The 17,195-nt window shown below is 45.1% G+C and carries 15 protein-coding genes; 7 read left to right on the top strand and 8 right to left on the bottom strand.

The features are described from left to right. The first annotated feature begins 41 nt into the window (after window positions 1–41). On the top strand, window positions 42–371 hold the full coding sequence (ytxJ, locus tag GO755_RS33935; protein ID WP_111344942.1) for a bacillithiol system redox-active protein YtxJ: 330 nt from the start codon (window positions 42–44) through the stop codon (window positions 369–371). Window positions 372–471: 100 nt separating this feature from the next. On the opposite strand, the gene folB is transcribed toward ytxJ, so the two are convergent. The 3 genes from folB to GO755_RS33920 form a co-directional block, all read right to left on the bottom strand. Next, window positions 472–822 (bottom strand): dihydroneopterin aldolase, encoded by a 351-nt coding sequence (gene folB / locus GO755_RS33930; RefSeq protein ID WP_157589890.1) that lies wholly within the window; start codon window positions 820–822, stop codon window positions 472–474. A gap of 72 nt (window positions 823–894) precedes the next feature. Beyond that, entirely contained in the window at window positions 895–1,803 is a 909-nt protein-coding gene (locus GO755_RS33925) for a DivIVA domain-containing protein (protein ID WP_157589889.1), read from the bottom strand. A 120-nt stretch (window positions 1,804–1,923) separates the two neighbouring features. After that, window positions 1,924–2,820: a WD40 repeat domain-containing protein gene (locus GO755_RS33920; RefSeq protein WP_317166013.1), complete on the bottom strand. Its 897-nt coding sequence runs from the start codon at window positions 2,818–2,820 to the stop codon at window positions 1,924–1,926. Window positions 2,821–3,036: 216 nt separating this feature from the next. Between GO755_RS33920 and GO755_RS33915 the strand changes: the two genes are divergently transcribed. Continuing rightward, complete coding sequence (locus GO755_RS33915; RefSeq protein WP_394351058.1) at window positions 3,037–3,585, top strand: 4'-phosphopantetheinyl transferase family protein; 549 nt, start codon at window positions 3,037–3,039, stop codon at window positions 3,583–3,585. A 15-nt stretch (window positions 3,586–3,600) separates the two neighbouring features. Here the strand turns inward: GO755_RS33915 and GO755_RS33910 are convergent, their stop codons facing one another. After that, window positions 3,601–4,476, bottom strand: a complete 876-nt coding sequence (locus GO755_RS33910; protein WP_157589888.1) for a transglutaminase-like domain-containing protein — start codon at window positions 4,474–4,476, stop codon at window positions 3,601–3,603. A 130-nt stretch (window positions 4,477–4,606) separates the two neighbouring features. On the opposite strand from GO755_RS33910, the gene galE reads away from it, so the two are divergent. From galE to GO755_RS33890, 4 genes are all read left to right on the top strand, one after another. Continuing rightward, the gene (gene galE / locus GO755_RS33905) at window positions 4,607–5,641 is read left to right on the top strand and encodes a UDP-glucose 4-epimerase GalE (protein WP_157589887.1); all 1,035 of its coding nucleotides are present in this window, start codon (window positions 4,607–4,609) and stop codon (window positions 5,639–5,641) included. 60 nt (window positions 5,642–5,701) lie between these two features. Then, window positions 5,702–6,763: a dTDP-glucose 4,6-dehydratase gene (gene rfbB / locus GO755_RS33900; RefSeq protein WP_157589886.1), complete on the top strand. Its 1,062-nt coding sequence runs from the start codon at window positions 5,702–5,704 to the stop codon at window positions 6,761–6,763. Between the two features lie 106 nt (window positions 6,764–6,869). Then, entirely contained in the window at window positions 6,870–7,730 is an 861-nt protein-coding gene (gene rfbA, locus GO755_RS33895) for a glucose-1-phosphate thymidylyltransferase RfbA (protein ID WP_157589885.1), read from the top strand. Between the two features lie 248 nt (window positions 7,731–7,978). Continuing rightward, a complete protein-coding gene (locus GO755_RS33890; RefSeq protein WP_198175013.1) occupies window positions 7,979–8,575 on the top strand; it encodes a hypothetical protein in 597 nt (198 codons plus the stop codon). A 36-nt stretch (window positions 8,576–8,611) separates the two neighbouring features. On the opposite strand, the gene GO755_RS33885 is transcribed toward GO755_RS33890, so the two are convergent. Together GO755_RS33885 and GO755_RS33880 are read right to left on the bottom strand one after the other, a co-directional pair. Beyond that, entirely contained in the window at window positions 8,612–11,104 is a 2,493-nt protein-coding gene (locus GO755_RS33885) for a family 16 glycoside hydrolase (RefSeq protein ID WP_157589883.1), read from the bottom strand. 163 nt (window positions 11,105–11,267) lie between these two features. Continuing rightward, on the bottom strand, window positions 11,268–13,337 hold the full coding sequence (locus GO755_RS33880; RefSeq protein WP_157589882.1) for a glycoside hydrolase family 127 protein: 2,070 nt from the start codon (window positions 13,335–13,337) through the stop codon (window positions 11,268–11,270). A gap of 225 nt (window positions 13,338–13,562) precedes the next feature. Here GO755_RS33880 and GO755_RS33875 point away from each other — a divergent pair, with 225 nt between their 5' ends. Further along, window positions 13,563–14,540, top strand: a complete 978-nt coding sequence (locus GO755_RS33875) for a GntR family transcriptional regulator (protein ID WP_198175012.1) — start codon at window positions 13,563–13,565, stop codon at window positions 14,538–14,540. 1,397 nt (window positions 14,541–15,937) lie between these two features. Here the strand turns inward: GO755_RS33875 and GO755_RS33870 are convergent. Continuing rightward, entirely contained in the window at window positions 15,938–16,546 is a 609-nt protein-coding gene (locus GO755_RS33870; RefSeq protein WP_198175011.1) for a GDSL-type esterase/lipase family protein, read from the bottom strand. Window positions 16,547–16,752: 206 nt separating this feature from the next. Next, window positions 16,753–17,184: an acyl-CoA thioesterase gene (locus GO755_RS33865; protein ID WP_157589880.1), complete on the bottom strand. Its 432-nt coding sequence runs from the start codon at window positions 17,182–17,184 to the stop codon at window positions 16,753–16,755. Window positions 17,185–17,195: the final 11 nt, after the last annotated feature.

Here is a 17,195-nt window from a genome sequence, read left to right as displayed (position 1 = left end):
ATCGAAAACGCTTTTACGTCAACAGAATGTATGTTGATACAATGAACTGGAACAAACTAACGAGCGAAGCTCAACTTGACACCATTAAAGCAGAGTCGGCGAAGCATCCAATTCTGATTTTTAAGCATAGCACAAGTTGTTCGATAAGCCATATGGCGCTCAGTCGTATGGAACGCAATTGGAACGACCAGCTTGGTGTTAAGCCCTATTATCTGGACTTACTGGCCAATAAACCAATATCCAGGAAGATCGAAAATGAATTTGGGGTTGAACACGAATCGCCACAGGTATTGCTAATTCGCAACGGTGAATGTGTTTACGATGCTTCACACATGGCCATCTCTTTTGCTGGCCTGCAGCAGGCGGTATAAGTAAAGAAGTAATTAAGTAGTAAGTCATAAGTGGCTGGCGCATCAGTATTATCTGCATGCGCCAGCCACTTATGACTTACTACTTAATCACTTACAACTTTTATTCTTTCAACGTAATTTTCGCCCGATGGCAAACTCCGCCAATGGGTGGGTTGAATTTCGACACACTGACCTCAACAGCTTCCAAGTCAGTATACTTAGCCCGTATCTCCTGAATAATTTGATGGGCAATGTGTTCGAGCAACCGCGCGGGCTGCTGCATGACAGCGACTGTAATCCGGTATAAATCTTCGTAGTTGACAGTAGCGCTCAAGCGGTCGCGCCGGGCAGCTTCCGAGAAGTCGGCAGTTACAATAATATCGACAGAATACTTGTTCCCTATTTTCTGCTCCTCATCATAAAACCCGTGATAGGAGAAAAACTCAAGCCCCTCTAAAGCGATTGTTCCCATCTTGTAGGGTAGTAATGCGGTATTTGGGTGCGAACTTTCTATTTCATCAACATATTGCATTGCTACATTACATTAAATCTGGTCGAAAAATGAACCTCCCTTCTTAGGTTGTTCATCTGTAGCTTCATTTAGGGCTACCTCTGGTTCGGGCGTATTGGCTTCGGCCAACACCGACTCGGGCGTGGTCTGCTCTATTGCTGGCTCTGCAATTTCCTGGCTGGCTTCTGGTTGAGTAGTTCCAATGGCCTCATCCAGTTTTCCTGCAATGGCTTCATCCTCCGGAATCGCTTCTGGAACAAACTTATCTCGTTCGATAAGAGAAGGTAACTCTGTAGCGTCGCTGGCAACAGGCCCCGAAGATACTGCTACAGGTGTTTCGTCCTCCGTTTTTGGCTCGGTTTGCTTCAGTTCATCTTTAATCTGAGAAGACACTTCGTCGATTTTACCTTTCAGATTTTGTTTGCTGAATTTCTTCTCAAAGCGATCCACGCTGTCAACCGCATTACTGGCAAGATTTCGAATTTGGGCTGCCAGGTTTTCCTTGTAACCTTCCAGCGCCTTGAAATCATGTTCCAACGATTTTAGATCATTTAGAATATTATCTTTCAAATAGCGGGCCTGGTTTTCGGCATCCTGAACCATTAAAGACGTCTTTTTGCGGGCTTCGGCCAGAATATCCTCAGCCTTCTGCTTTGCTTCATTAACGTATTTTTCACCAGCGCTGTTAGCTTGTTCCGCAATCTGTGCACTATTTTCTTCGGCAGATTTAAGTGTACGGAATAACGTCATTTCTATTTCTTTCAACTTGCCCAACTCTTTTTCGGCTAGTTCAAGCTGCATTTTCAACATTTTATATTCGCCAGTTACGCGCTCCCATTCCTGAGAGAGCGAAACCAGAAATGCATCAACATCTTCGGTTCTATAACCGCGCAAGCCCTTCTCAAATGTGTGCTGCCGGATTTCGATGGGCGTAATTTTCATTGGTGCGCTTATTGTTTTAATGAGTTACTGATTATCAGATAAAGGTGAAATAACAGCCATTCTACGGATTTTACAAAAAATAGCCCGAAAAATAGGCGATTCCTATTTTGTCTCAATCTATTAGCTCAATTTCCATACCGAAATTGTTCGATCATCACTGGCCGACAAAAGTTGATGAGGATTAGTCCAAAGTAATTTATTAACCGACGTACCATGTCCGGCATGGCGTGCCCTATCGACAACTTTTAATAGTCGATATGTTTCGGCATCCCAGATTTTAATCGATTTATCCATACTAGCGGTTGCCAGTAAACGACTGTCGGGACTAAATACCAAATGATTAATGGCAAACATGTGAGCTACAATATCATTTTGTAAGGCATAGCTTTTCTCTACGTCCCATATTTTCAAATGAGCATCCCGGCCAGCAGTAAGTAGGTATCGGAAATCGGGCGAATAGGCAATCGTGAATACCGAGTTCGTATGAGCGTGAATGACTTTTTTGAGTTCATGAGTTACTAAGTCAAAAATACGGACAACATTATCGCTGTACCCCACGGCGAATTCGCGCTCAACAGGATTAATTGCTATAGACCGCGCCGATTGATCCGATGCTTTCAGGTGTTTTCTATTAACCAGAAGATCGGCATCCACAATAGCCACTACGCCATCAGAGAGAGCGACAAAGGAATCATTTTTATAAAATTTAATATCGAAAATGGCAGCTGATGTCAGTTTCAGCGAAGCAACTTCCGTCTTTTGAACTGGATCAATCACATGAATACCCTCGTAGTTCTGACCAACCCATAGCAAGCCATTGAGCTGATTCAATGCTAATGCGTAAACAGATGCCGGTACGGTTGCGATCAATTCACCCAGATCAGGACGATCCAAGCGCCATCGTACGACTTGTCCATCCCCACCCGTTGAAAAAAAACGGTCAGGAGATGCACTGCCTTCAAGTGCATAAATGGGCTCCCGATGCCCTCCGAATGTATCTATTTTCTCTACAATCACCTTTTTGAGAAATCCAGCGAGTACTATTCGCTATGTATAACTAACTTCAAGGGCGAGCTTCCCACTCAAGCTATCAAAATTGAACGCCAAAGGTCGCTAAACCTTTCTTTTTCTTGAACGTCTTCCGACTTTTGATTCGTGACTTTGCCGATAAACATAAACGACGATTGTGTAGTGGTACTCCATGCCATTACTGAAGATGAACCAACACTTCGGATGGGTTTGCCATTAACCAGTATAGAACTGGAAGAGTTGGCACGTATTACTCATCCAGCTCAACGGGTCGAATGGCTGGCATGCCGGGTAGCAATCCAGCAGTTGACCGAAGCGCAAGGCATTACTTATCAGGGATTACAAAAGGATGAATTTGGGAAACCTTCCCTTATTGGTACACCCTGGCATATTTCGCTGTCGCATACAGGTGGCTGGGCGGCTGCGGTACTGCACCGATCGAGGCCTGTGGGCATTGATATTGAGCCTATTCGGGATCAGTTCAGGCGAGTTGTACCGCGTGTTTTATCGGCAGATGAAATTGCGCATGCCGATAATAACCCTAACCGACTGGCGGTCTATTGGTGTGCTAAAGAAGCTTTGTATAAACTTTACGGAAAACGGCAGCTTACCTTCCGCGAACACCTGCACGTAGAACCTTTTATCGATAATGCGGAACAACTCATTGGTCACGTACGACTACCTGATCATGAAGAACAATTGACAATCAGATGTTTTCAGGTCGGGCCAGGGTTACTGGCGGTGGCTTTTTAAATGTACATTAACTCCTCACCGCTGCGTATAATCGGACAGTGGCAGGCCATCACCATCGTCCCGAACGGCATTAAGGATTTGTTCAACCTCGCGTACTCGGTCGGTATCGCCGTTTTTTTCAAACGCCAGGGTCAGATTACGCAATACCCGCCGAACAATGTCAGCATTGGTACAAGGTTGATAGAAGGTATCCAGTCGCTTGATATTCAGCTGATCAATATATTGATCAATATCTTTGGTAGTGAAAACCAAACCCCGGTTGAAGACATTGATATAAAATTGAACACCACTATTATTTTTATAGGTGAGCACAAACAGGTTCGGCAAGTTCACTCCATAAACAGGTAAATTCAACCGCTTGGCAATGAGCATATAGAGCACACAAAGCGTGATCGGATTTCCCCGACGCGATTCGAGTACCTGATTAATCATTGAGTTGGCAGGCGAGTGGAAATGCTTTGTATTCGGTGCAAACTTCAGCTTGGAAAAAAACGCCGTATTCATCGCCTTAATCTGCTCGTCGGGATGCATATCGGTCTTGAAATCTACCCACACATCGTAGAACAACTGCTCAACATCCTGTTTAAGTTTTTTAAGCGAAAGATCAGGGTATTGGTACGTCGCTACAATCCAAAGGCCCTCCAGAAGATCCATGGCGCCCCCATTTTTCCAGTCGCGCATGCGATCTAATACAGACTCGTATTGAAGGTCATGAATGATTTCTTCGATACGTTTTTGGAGAGTAGAATTGAAACTTCCTTCCCATTCGGTTTCTAAAAGTGGGATCATTTGTCCGCCCATTTGCCGAATTCGCTGTTCAACATGCTCTACAACCTCCTGGTCTTCGTCGTCTAAGAGCGAAATAAGGGCCTTCAATTCGTTGTCATTCATGCGTTTGAGCCTCTTTATGGGATAACCCTAGAATAAATACTGCTTTCGTAAACCTCCTGAATATACTACTTTTGTCTGGTTTCACGAGTTGCTACAATAAAGTAGTAACAAAATTTTTATAAAAAACGGTTTGACTTCCACAGGCAATACTCCCAAAATTCTGGTTACTGGCGGAGCCGGTTTCATTGGCTCCCATACAGTTGTGTCGCTAGTCGAAGCCGGTTTTGAACCGGTTATTGTCGACAACTTTTCCAACTCCGAACACTCAGCTCTCGATGGGCTTCGAGCTATTCTGGGTCGGGACGTGACCTGCTACTCTGTCGACTGCAACGACCCTGTCGCCATGGACGACATCTTCCAGAAAGAAACTCCACTTGGCGTTATTCATTTTGCGGCCTATAAAGCGGTTGGCGAATCGGTAGCTAAACCGCTGAAATACTACCGGAATAACCTTGATCCGCTGATGTTGCTTCTGGAGTTAATGCCGAAGCATAATATAAAAAATCTTGTCTTTTCATCGTCCTGCACGGTTTATGGTCAACCCGAACTATTACCCGTGACGGAGGAAACACCCCGGCTCCCGGCACAGTCGCCCTACGGTAATACCAAAGCGATTGGCGAAGATATACTTCGTGATGCTGTACGCGCCAACATACCCGTTAAAGTGCTGGCTCTCCGATATTTCAACCCCATTGGCGCACATCCGTCAGCGCAAATCGGTGAATTACCACTAGGAGTTCCTGCTAACCTGGTGCCGTTTATTACGCAGACAGCCGCCGGTATTCGTTCCAGTTTGACAGTATATGGCGACGATTACAATACGCCAGATGGCACTTGTATCCGTGATTATATCGATGTAATGGATCTTGCTGATGCCCACGTACAAGCTCTTCGGAAACTAAATGAGGGTACTGCGGAAGCCAGCTATGATGTCATTAATATTGGTACAGGACGTGGCGAGACGGTTCTGAACGTTATTAAAACGTTTGAGCAGGCGACCGGTGTCAACGTAAACTACGTTGTTGGTCCACGCCGACCCGGTGATGTTGAACAAGTTTATGCGGATGTTTCGAAGGCGAATAACGTATTGGGCTGGACGGCGCGTCGTACCTTAGCTGAGTCGTTGCGCGATGCATGGCAGTGGCAGCAAAAAATTAGTTTGTAGTTTGTATCGGGCCGGTGGCCCGGCACAAATCCTAAACTTCAATCTTCAATCTTACATAAAATGAAACTTCTTATCACTGGCGGTGCTGGCTTCATTGGATCACATGTCGTTCGGTTATTTGTTACAAAATATCCTGAATATCAGATTTATAATCTTGACGCGCTGACATATGCCGGTAATCTGGCTAACCTGTCGGATATTGAGCAGTCACCAAATTACACCTTTATTAAAGGCGACATTACTGACGCAAAATTCCTGGAGGATATGTTCGCAGAAATGTCGTTTGATGGAGTTATTCACCTGGCGGCTGAATCGCACGTTGACCGCTCCATTACAGATCCGATGTCGTTTGTGATGACCAATGTAGTCGGGACAGTGAACCTGCTTAATGCTGCTAAAAACAGCTGGAAGGACAGTGCGTCCGGCTTTGAAGGCAAACGGTTCTACCATGTCTCGACCGACGAAGTGTATGGCTCGTTGCACAACCCAGAAGATTTCTTTACCGAAGAAACTGCCTACGATCCACAGTCGCCCTACTCAGCCTCAAAAGCAGCTTCTGATCACTTTGTTCGGGCTTATGGTAATACATACAAGCTGCCCGTAGTACTCTCGAACTGCTCAAACAACTACGGTCCGAATCACTTTCCGGAGAAGTTAATTCCGCTGATGATTCATAATATCCAGACCAACAAGCCTTTGCCCGTATATGGCAAAGGCGAAAACGTTCGCGACTGGTTATTTGTAGTTGACCATGCCCGTGCCATTGATGCCGTTTTCCACACAGGTAAGCCAGGAGAAACGTACAACATCGGTGGTTTCAACGAGTGGAAAAACATTGATCTGGTTCATCTACTGTGCCAGATTATGGATCGCAAACTAGATCGCCCCGAAGGTACCTCAGCTCAGCTTATTACCTATGTTACAGATCGTGCCGGACACGACTTGCGCTATGCCATCGACGCTCACAAGATCATGAACGAACTGGGCTGGCAGCCTTCACTACAGTTTGAAGAAGGTCTTGAAAAAACGGTCGATTGGTTCCTGGCAAATCAGGAATGGCTCGATAACGTCACATCGGGCAACTATCAGAGTTATTACCAGGGAATGTACGCGAATAGATAAATTGTGAATGAGTGAATGAGCGAATGAGTGAATACCATCCGGCCGAACAGTCTTGCGCTAACTATTCACTCATTCGCTCATTCACTCATTCGCTCATTCAGAAACTATGAAAGGAATTATTCTTGCCGGAGGGTCTGGCACACGTCTTCATCCGCTTACGCTCGCTGTGTCGAAACAGCTGATGCCGGTCTATGACAAGCCGATGATTTATTATCCGCTGTCGATTCTGATGCTGGCGGGCATCAACGAAATTCTTATTATCTCAACGCCACACGATTTGCCTCATTTCGAGAAACTTCTCGGCGATGGAACGCGTCTGGGTTGTACGTTTAGTTATGCTGTACAACCTAGTCCCGATGGATTAGCGCAGGCATTTATCATTGGCGAAGAATTCATTGGTAACGACAAAGTTGCCCTTGTTCTTGGCGATAATATTTTCTATGCCTCGGGCCTCTCAAAATTACTCCAGGCTAATAATGACCCTGATGGGGGCGTGGTATATGCCTATCAGGTGCATGATCCCGAACGCTATGGTGTAGTCGAATTCGATGCCCATTTTAACGTATTGTCCATCGAAGAAAAACCAAAGAAGCCAAAGTCGAACTATGCTGTTCCGGGGCTTTACTTCTATGACAATGACGTTGTTGAGATAGCCAAGAATATTAAACCATCGCCCCGGGGTGAGCTGGAAATTACGGATATCAATCAGGTATATCTGGAACGTGGCAAACTGAAAGTTGGCGTTCTGGATCGGGGAACGGCCTGGCTTGATACCGGCACCTTTGAATCACTGATGCAAGCCGGACAGTTCGTTCATGTAATTGAGGAACGGCAGGGCCTAAAAATCGGCTGTCCTGAAGAGATTGCCTACCGGATGAAATTCATAACGGCCGATCAGCTGGCTACCATCGCCCAACCCTTAGTAAAAAGCGGCTATGGTGCTTATCTGCTGAATTTGCTGAAATAAGAAATACTATTTACAATCACTAGCTGATATAAATTTCATTAAAAAACGCCGGGGCAATTGCTTCGGCGTTTTTTTCTTAACCTGATTCTTCGAAGTTATTCCACTAATTTGTTCAAGCTTTTAATCGTCAGAGGGGCAAGTTGATTAGTATTACAAAGTAATTTCTAAGTGTAAAAAGCTCTCTCCTAAAAGTGCCAGACCAATCCATACTAGTAGAAACCTCTCCCTTTATGAGGTGGACCATTCGCATGAAAAGTAAACGAATAGATTCCAGCCGTTTCAGCAAGTATTGTTTAAAAAATAATGGATATGATGACTTCAGAAAGCTGTTGCTGTATTTAGGCCAGATGTGGGCTAGTGGATGGAACACTCTATTACGCTTTATTATCATTAGTAAGATTCTAATGATTTTACCTGATTTGGCCACTGGATTTCCTTTGTCTTTTTCTGATGGCAGCGGGGCTACTATAGGCGCTTATGAGGTTCAGAGCCTAGACTCGATTCGCAGTTTGAAAGATGGGCAATGGACAGACCCTACGGTATGGTCAACTGGTAAAGTGCCTACTTCGGGTAATGAGGCACTCCTGTTACATGCAATTACTATACCTTCAGGTGTCCTGGCTGAAGTTCAACGCCTGATTTATGATTCTAATGGGCACTCATTATATGAAGATTCTACTTCCAGGTTGCAGGTAGGCTTCCTTGTATCTTCTACCCCACTCAGGCTAAAAACAGTCCACGGTGGCTCTATTAATACCACTTACACATACGATAGCCAAAACCGATTGTCCACCGTCTCTAAGGCGGATGGAAGCCTGGCGGTTATTGCTTATGGTGACCTATGAGTAATCCATCCGCTATCCTTTCCGAAAAGGAAAAACCTAAGGTCGTTCGAATCGAAGGATGGTGTAGGAATGAGCCGGGAAACGATAATTCATGATCTCCGAAGCTAAGTCGATGGTTTTATCTTCGGCTGAGATTGCCTTAGGAGAATCGGGCAGGTTTTGACCGTCCAGCGGACCCGCTAGTGTTGTTGCCTGTACCTGCTTCGTCATTGAGAAATTTTGCAATCGGATTGCTGTTTCCTGAGCCAATGAATCAACGTTCACAATGTGAAGCACCAGGATTTCGCCATTTTCACTTCTGGTGGCTGTAATATCCAAAGTGCCCTGTACAGAGGCACTTACCCGTAGCGGTAAATGATTCCGGGACGCCATTTGTTGGGCGTAAAAAGGCGGCATGCCCCAAACCTGGGTAGGTGTAAAGAAAATTTGTCCCTGATTCCAGCCGTTATCGTTTTGCAGGTAAGGCTCTAACGCATTGGCTGGGCAGGAGGTTAGTATAAAATCGCCGTGTCGTCGAACCGCATTCAGAATAGTGGCATGACCCAGTGCACGCTGCATGTTGTGCAATCCACCGTTCTCTTCGAAAATGGCGCATTTCATGGTCGTGTTGGGGCTCCAGGCATGAAACAAACTATCCATGCGCGTAATCTCTTTATCAACGCCCGGCCCGGAGTTTTTATCATCGGCCCACACATGGTAATCCCAGTAGGCAGCTTTGCCATCCAATGCTTTAAAAACCGCTTCCGTATTGGGCGATTTCGGACGCCACCAGGCTGAACAAACCAACGAAATGGACGGATCTTTTTCCTGAATCGCTTTATACAGTGCTAAAAAGCGTTCGATGTAATGGTCACTGATTTTTTTATCGTCGCCTTCAAACAACACCTCTTCATTGCCAATCTCGATATACTTAACAGCATATGGTTTAGGATGACCGTTTTCGGCCCGTTTTTTTCCCCAGGGCGTACTGACATTGCCATTGAGGTACTCGACCATGTCGGCTGCATCCTGTTCGGTTTCTTCGATATTGATGGCAAAGGCGGCCGGGAGATTGGCGGCTTCACAGAATTGCAGAAACTCCTCAAAGCCAAAGCCATTCGTGCTGTATTCATTCCAATGTCCCGTATAAGGAGGTCGATGGGCCCGGTCACCAATCATTTTCTTGAACCGATAGCCCGGCGCATTAACCATCGACCCCGCGTAACGTAGAAAGCTAAGCCCTTGTGAAACCAGCGCATTCCCAATGTCTGCTCGCAATGGCAGCCCTTTGAACTGATTTTCGCCGGTTGACAGTAACGTAATCTGATCGACGTACAGCTTACCCTTTTGCCCGAGATACAGGGTAAACCGAGCGTTTGGGTCCGTCGAATTGGTCACTAACGAAAAGGTGTATTTTTTCCAGGTGGTTGTGCTAACGCTCACCGTCTGTTTGGCGTAGGTTTTGCTCCCGTCGGCATTTTCCAAAGCTATGGTCACGGGTAATGAACCAACAGGTGTACGCAGGTAGCACGAGCCGGTAAAGGACTGACCTTCTTTGACGGCAATTCCCCATCGGTTCAGGCTGCGATTGGCCAGTCCTACTTTGCCGCTGCCCGATACAAAATTGATGACCTGGGTCGTGGAGCCGTTCAGCGCATTTTTTTGCTCCAGTGAAAATTCCGCGTTCACCGCTCCCGACTGAATCCTGTCCCACAAATCAGACACCTGCTGGTCGACCGGATAAACCAGGGGTAGTACGGTCGTTTTCCCGCCACTAACGACCTGGATGTTGTTAAAACTAGTTGGCGATCCGGCGGTGCAAAGCCCTAATTTTCCTGTAAGGATGGGTGCGTCGGTATCCGAATAATCCAGGATTGCCTGCGTTGCCCCATTCAGGTAAGCGACCAGGTGCATACCTGCTAGCTCAATTTTAAGATGGTTCCACTGATCCGGTGAAAAAGAAATCGGTTTTTCTGCGAGCAGCTTAAATGCATTTAAATGTTTGATGAGTTGTAGTTTCCGGTTCTCGCGGTTCAGTCTCAGTTCGTAGCCAGTGAGTGCATTTTCGCCGATGCCAGCATTCGACACACGCAACAGAATACTGGCGCCAATACCGCGTTCCTGCAAAAAACGGAGGTCAACATCGATTACTCCGTCGTTAACGTCCGAAGCCTGGTAGATCAGCTTGGCATTTCGGTCGGGTTCAACGTCAAGGTCATTTTTTGCAACCATACGCCGGGTATGTCTGCCGGGTACAATGGAAATACTGCCGTCGCTGTACTCCCGGTCCGCAGCCCAATAACCACCGGATTTCTTCCAGTACGTATAATTGATACCCGATGCGGGTTCTTCAAAACTTTCGCCAAAAATCTTCTGATCATACAGGCCGCCATATATTTCGTGATTGACATCCTCCATGCATGACCCATATAACGTAGCGGGGATTTTATTTAAAACCACATTCGCATCGACGGAAATCTGGTTTGTTTGCGCAACGCATACGTCAGCAACACTCAGGAAAGTAAGGGCAATGAATAGAGAACGTATCATACGGGCTTAGGGCGGGTGAAATTGTATTCGAGTTGATCTGTGGTCAGTTAAATTTTTAACACAGAGATACGGAGGCCACACGGAGTAACACAGAGATAAGTAGTTACAGCCAATCTGTTAGCTCTGTGTTACTCCGTGTGGCCTCCGTATCTCTGTGTTTAATTTAATTCTTTGGCAACCATACTTTATAGCCTTCTCCTTCCCGATTTCCAACCGCGTAGTAAGGAATGGCTTTAACAGGCACCGTGCGCGACTGAGCATCTTTGGCTACACCGGTTATAACATTTACGCCATTCAGGAGGCCGCTCTGATACGTTAACTTGAGTGGGGTGGTGGCGTCCAGTTTCAGGCTATCCAGGTTGCTGTTATCCAGACTTTCCAGGCAATAAATAATTGGACCTGATGCGATGGCGACTCGATTATCCAGATCCTTCACCTTCTCATTGGCTGTGATAAGTCGTGGCTCCATGGGAAGGGTCAATTCGATCTGATCCCCTTTTTTCCAGCTTCGTTTGATGACCGCGTACCCATCTATGATGGTCACCTCTGTCGGTTTGCCGTTCACCTTTAACGCAATGGCCGATTTAAGATTAGAACGGTACAGATCGTACGGATTCTCGATGCCCCTGGCCCATCCCGGAATGCGCAGGTTCATCGTAAAGTTGTCTTCTTTTTCAGGAGTCAACTTAACCGTTACCGTTCCGTTCCAGGGGTAATTGGTTTCCTGCACAACAGCGACCGTATTGCTGTTGTGCAGCTTAACGTCGGCTGTGCTGCCGATGAATAAGTTGACATACAGATTGTCGGAAGTTGACGCATAAATGTAATCCGGCAGAGAGGATACCATCTTCAGAAACATCGGCGGGCAGCATGGGCACGAGTGCCAGTTCCACCGTGAATGATGATGGGCATTCAGCGGATTCTGGTACGTATACTCAGTGCCGGACAGAGAAACGCCGGTGAGTATATTGTTGTACAGCACCCGTTCAAATTCATCCATGTATTTACCGTCTCCGGTCAGTTCATTCATGCGTTGGCTGAAAAAACCGGCTCCAACAGCGGCACAGGTTTCCAGATATGCATCGGTCGGCAGAAAATAATCGGGACCGAATTTCTCATCTTTGTGAATCGCGCCCACACCGCCGGTAACAAACATGCGTCGGCCCACCATATTGTTCCACAACTGATTCGACGTTTGGACGTAACGCGGAGAATGATTTTCCAGGGCCATAGCCGTAACACCCGTGGCTAATAGCGTAGCCCTGACCGCATGTCCTTCGATGGTATTCTGGTTGAAAACGGATATCGAATCCTGGGCATAATCGCCCCAACTTGGGCGCGACTGGGTGTTTTTGTATTGTCCAGTTTTTATCCATTTCTCGGATTTGTCGTTGCCCCAGGTCTGCCATAACGGGTAACCCGCGTTATTTCCCCGGTTTTCGATCCAAAAGGTAGCTAAGTCATAGTAGGCTTTTTCGTTGACCGGAACGTTCAGCTTACTTTTCAGTACCGGATTCTCCTTGTATAGCCAGTACAGTTTCAGCAGGGCCTCTTCCGGACCAGAATGAGCGGGAACAATGTTTCGTTTAGGACTTGGCCCCATCAAGGTGCTCATGTGATTGGCAAATCGGGTGGCTACTTCCAGCAGTTTGGTCTTGCCCGTAGCTTTATAGTAATGAACACCCGCTTCAACGAGCATACCGGCATTGTAGACATCGTGTTGCCAGCGTAGAAAACCGCCATTATCACCCCAGCGGTGGTTGGGTTCCATCAGGTCCGTATATGTATTAAGGTATCCATTGGGATCTGCCTTTTGGGCGGCAGCGATCCGGTCTATGTAGCCATCCAGTCGCTTTTCCAGCTTGGGATCCGGGTGCAGGTCGCCAATACCCCGAATCGTTTCGTAAATCAGCCCATCGAACCAGGGTAAACCCGCGTGATGGCCCGTTCCTTTCCTGCCCTGCGATACATCATCAAAGTTCGCAAATACGTTGTTCTTCGTTTGCTCTTCGGACGAGGGAAGGTGTTTTGCTTCAAACTTGTCTAATACGTCATTGGCTGTCGTTGTTCGCCACTTGTCAAATTTTGGACTCCAGAAGGGGTCATTAACCTGAGCATGTTCAACTTTTGATAACTGAACGCCCTCTTTTTGGGAGCGAACGCTTCGATTGGCAGAGCATCCTAAAAGGCTCAAACCGAGGCAAGTGGTGATAACAATATGATAGCTTCTCATAGACGGCAAAGATAGTAAAATACCCCAACTGGTACGAACTGGTACGAATTATTTCAAGGCCGGGTTGCAATCGGGGTGAAAAGTTGGTAGAATCGGTTGGGAAAGCGTAAGTTTGGCTACAACTCAGCATGTTATTTACTGAGAAATAGCTGGTAACCATTGATACATTAAAAGACTGCCAGTACGAAAAATACTATTGATTTTCGGGTTCAATAAGCCGTACGCGTGAAAGAAAATAAATCAAAATACAAACTGATTGTCAGTCACGTAACTGATCGAATCGACAGCGAGGAATATAAGAAAGGCGATTGGATACCCTCGATCAACGAATTCAGAGATCTGTATAATTTGTCGCGCGATACGGTCTACGCCGGATTGCGGGAGCTACGACTAAAGGGAATTATTGAGTCCAATCCTGGCGTCGGCAATTTTGTGACCAGTACCAAACTACGTACCGGGCAGAATATATTCCTGCTGTTCAACGAATTCAATGAGTTTAAAGAGGATTTATACAATTCGTTTGTGGAAGCCGCAGGCAAAGCTGTAACGATTGATCTATACTTCCACAACTACAACCGGAAAGTGTTTGAAACACTGGTGAATGACGCTAATGGCAAGTATACAACCTACATTATTATGTCGGGGAAGTTTCAGGGTATTGAGCCGCTGTTGCAGACGCTGACGGGTAGAGTCTTTTTGCTAGATCATTTTCATCCGGAACTGACAGGGAAATACTCTTCCGTTTTTCAGAATTTTGAAAAGGACACGTATGAGGCTCTGGTTTTTGGTCTCCCTCATATTAAAAAGTACACCCGTATTTATATGGTGCAAAAAGAAGAAAAAGAGCCTCAGGAACGCTATAAGGGGCTAGAAGCTTTCTGCCGGGAAAATAAATTCGGTCATGACTACTTTGATACCGTAAAGAACAGGAGCATTCAGAAGGGTGACTTATTTATGGTCGTGAACGATAAAGATCTGGTGGATTTATTAAAACAGGCCGATCATCAGAACATGATTCCAGGTCTTGATTTTGGTATTATCTCTTACAACGACACTCCGTTAAAAGAGATCTTGGCTGGAGGAATCACAACGCTATCCACAGACTTTACATTAATGGGAAAAACAATGGCCGACCTAATCCAACAGAAGACTGTGTGTACGATTGAGAATCCCTGGAAGTTAAACGTTCGAAAATCCCTGTAAGCGGCCCTACCTCTACTCTACAAGGCAAACGCACCAAAGCTGTTGACTGTCCTGTAAGAGCTAATTAATAGCTTTGGTGCGTTTGGCTTATTAAAATAAAAAATTAAGATGGTATCAAAGAAGATGAATCAGTTGCCCCTATCTGGTAAAATCGTTTTCCGCAAGCGGTGCAGTGATAGGCTCTACAGGGGACAAGCTTCAAAAACTGAGGTCTACGTATTCGATCTGGATGGGGATTACCACATTTCGGGCAGCCTTTCTTCGTTGTGAAAGCCCGTAATGCATAGAAGAGGGCAATACTGCTACCAGTTAGCGGGAGAATAAGTTTGAGTGTCATGGTTTAGAGGAAATTAGGGGGGGTATTTGAGAACTACAATGTACATGTCGAATCTACTAACCAGCAGAACTAGACTCTGCTGACAAGGAAGAGAAGCCTGAAAAAGGCTAAGCTCAATAATTGTAGAGAGATATTTTTCATAGAGTATATGGCGAGTAAAGGCTGGACATTTGTAAAAAGTCCCTACTAGTAAAATCTAGTAGGGACTGGCTTAATGCTTATGATTTCTAAGATACTAGTAACGGTATAGCAACAGTATTTTTTTTGATTTCAAGTAAGGTATTAGTTACCAAATGCGCAAATTAATTAATAAAAGATACAATTAAAGATAATGATTGTACAATTATCAAAACTTAATAAAGCCAATGAAATTCATATGGAGTTCAGACAGCGATCAACGACCACTCACTCTCTACATCTGACTGCTGTTCTCGACTGAGATATAAGCTAAATTGTTATTCGGCAGTCTTGCTCGACAAGTAAAGTCCCAGGCCAGTAAAAACCAGCGAAGCAAGAAAGCACAACAGCGTATTGTAACTCTTGAAGGAAAAATAAAATGAGGTGGCAATGAAGATAACTGAAATCAGCAATGAAACTATACTGAAGATACGGAAGAGCTTCTTTTTCATTTGCCCAAATTAGCACCCGAGCGGATTAGTAAATAGTAAATTATAACTAAAGTAATTATTCGGCGATTAACTGGAGAGGAATATCTCCAATCATTCGAGAGCCTTGACTAGCCAAAAGGCAATGCCTAGCATAGCAATTAAAGTAAGCAAAGAGACAAAAAAGGAAACGAAGTCAAACTCCTCAAAAAATTTCTTCATACTAAAATAAACGCCTGAATGCCCAGTAAACCAATAGGAAGGCAATAAGCCATATCACTATCCAGGTCACCATTCGGACTACACCATGTGGTTTTCGATTCATAAACTCGGCTAGGCAGATGCATTTAACGTTAAAAAGATGTTAAAAATAATATTTTATTTAATTAAATCAATTCATATCGCCCAATATTGATATGAAACAAAATCCTTCAATCGTTTTTGCCAGAAAATAGTTAGAGCTGGTATTGATTTAAGAACCGTAAAATCTCTCCTGCCCAGATATGATAAGCAGCTTCGGTTAAGTGTACGCCATCAGTTGTGTACTCAGAACGCAATTGGATTGAGTCGGATAGTAAAGAATTCAGATCTATAAAGTCAATTTTTTGAGCGTTACAAAAGCTCTTTAGATTCTCATTTAAAGTAGACACCTGATTATTGATACCTCTCCAGTCACTTCGAAAGGGATATGTTTTGGCAGCTAGTGGAGATATATACACTAACCCTACTACGACAGGAGTAATCTGTTTTGACTGCCAGAAGGCAATTATTTCCTGATACTTACCAAAGAGACTGTCTGGCTCTGATTGAGGGAAATCATTAATGCCTCCTTCAATAAAAATAATTCTGGCCCTGATAGCACCTAGGGATTTCATCCGTTTTTGAATGTGGCTAAGTGTATCGCCCCCAATACCCCTGTTAATAAAATCGGCCCGATTTAACAACTGCTCCCAGTTACCCAGTTCAACCAGTGAATCGCCTAAAAGGATAATCGACGGGTTTTTCGCTTCAGGTTGAAGCAATCTCAGTAGATAAGCAAGTACGTGTTTTAAAAATTGTCTCATGTCCATCAGATTATGAATAAATATATCACAACCATGGACGTTTTACCTGCATTTTTTTTAAAACAACGCCATGGCTAAGTCGTTCGGGGGTGGTATCGAATTTAGCCTAAGTGACTTCTTATCAGCAAGTCCAGTCAAAAGCTTAGACATAAAAAAATACGCAATGGTAATCAGCCATCATCTACTAGGTGATGGCTGATTTTTGTTTACAGAAGGGCTTGATGTAGCAGTTCGCGCAGTGTTTCGGGTAATGGAGCCGGCCGACGTGTATTCCGATCCACATAGACATGGACAAAATAGCCCTGGGCAGCGGGCTGTTGATCGTCATTTTTGAAAATAGCCAGCTCATAACGCACACTCGAATTGCCAATGTGGCCAACCGCAAGCCCGACTGTTATAACATCAGGAAATGAAATAGAATTGAAATAAACGCACTGGGTTTCGACCACCAAACCGATAGTCGTACCCGTGTGAATATCCAGTGCCTTATTTGTTATCAGGTATTGATTAACTACGGTATCGAACCAGCTGTAATACACCACATTATTGACATGGCCATACACATCATTGTCCATCCACCGTGTGGTGATCAGTTGAAAGTAGCGAAAATCGCTCCGTGATTTGACTGCAACTCGCATCGATTTACTAA

The organism is Spirosoma arboris (genome assembly GCF_009754945.1).
Taxonomy (GTDB): Bacteria; Bacteroidota; Bacteroidia; order Cytophagales; family Spirosomataceae; genus Spirosoma; species Spirosoma arboris.
The sequence above is the reverse complement of the archived record's forward strand: the minus strand, read 5'-3'. Positions and strand labels throughout refer to the sequence as shown.

Excerpts from the sequence above, each read along its gene's own strand:
- ytxJ (WP_111344942.1), top strand. The coding sequence starts at position 42 with ATGAACTGGAACAAACTAACGAGCGAAGCTCAACTTGACACCATTAAA.
- folB (WP_157589890.1), bottom strand. The coding sequence starts at position 822 with ATGGGAACAATCGCTTTAGAGGGGCTTGAGTTTTTCTCCTATCACGGG.
- GO755_RS33925 (WP_157589889.1), bottom strand. The coding sequence starts at position 1,803 with ATGAAAATTACGCCCATCGAAATCCGGCAGCACACATTTGAGAAGGGC.
- GO755_RS33915 (WP_394351058.1), top strand. The coding sequence starts at position 3,037 with ATGGGTTTGCCATTAACCAGTATAGAACTGGAAGAGTTGGCACGTATT.
- GO755_RS33910 (WP_157589888.1), bottom strand. The coding sequence starts at position 4,476 with ATGAATGACAACGAATTGAAGGCCCTTATTTCGCTCTTAGACGACGAA.
- rfbB (WP_157589886.1), top strand. The coding sequence starts at position 5,702 with ATGAAACTTCTTATCACTGGCGGTGCTGGCTTCATTGGATCACATGTC.
- rfbA (WP_157589885.1), top strand. The coding sequence starts at position 6,870 with ATGAAAGGAATTATTCTTGCCGGAGGGTCTGGCACACGTCTTCATCCG.
- GO755_RS33890 (WP_198175013.1), top strand. The coding sequence starts at position 7,979 with ATGAAAAGTAAACGAATAGATTCCAGCCGTTTCAGCAAGTATTGTTTA.
- GO755_RS33885 (WP_157589883.1), bottom strand. The coding sequence starts at position 11,104 with ATGATACGTTCTCTATTCATTGCCCTTACTTTCCTGAGTGTTGCTGAC.
- GO755_RS33880 (WP_157589882.1), bottom strand. The coding sequence starts at position 13,337 with ATGAGAAGCTATCATATTGTTATCACCACTTGCCTCGGTTTGAGCCTT.
- GO755_RS33870 (WP_198175011.1), bottom strand. The coding sequence starts at position 16,546 with ATGAGACAATTTTTAAAACACGTACTTGCTTATCTACTGAGATTGCTT.
- GO755_RS33865 (WP_157589880.1), bottom strand. The coding sequence starts at position 17,184 with ATGCGAGTTGCAGTCAAATCACGGAGCGATTTTCGCTACTTTCAACTG.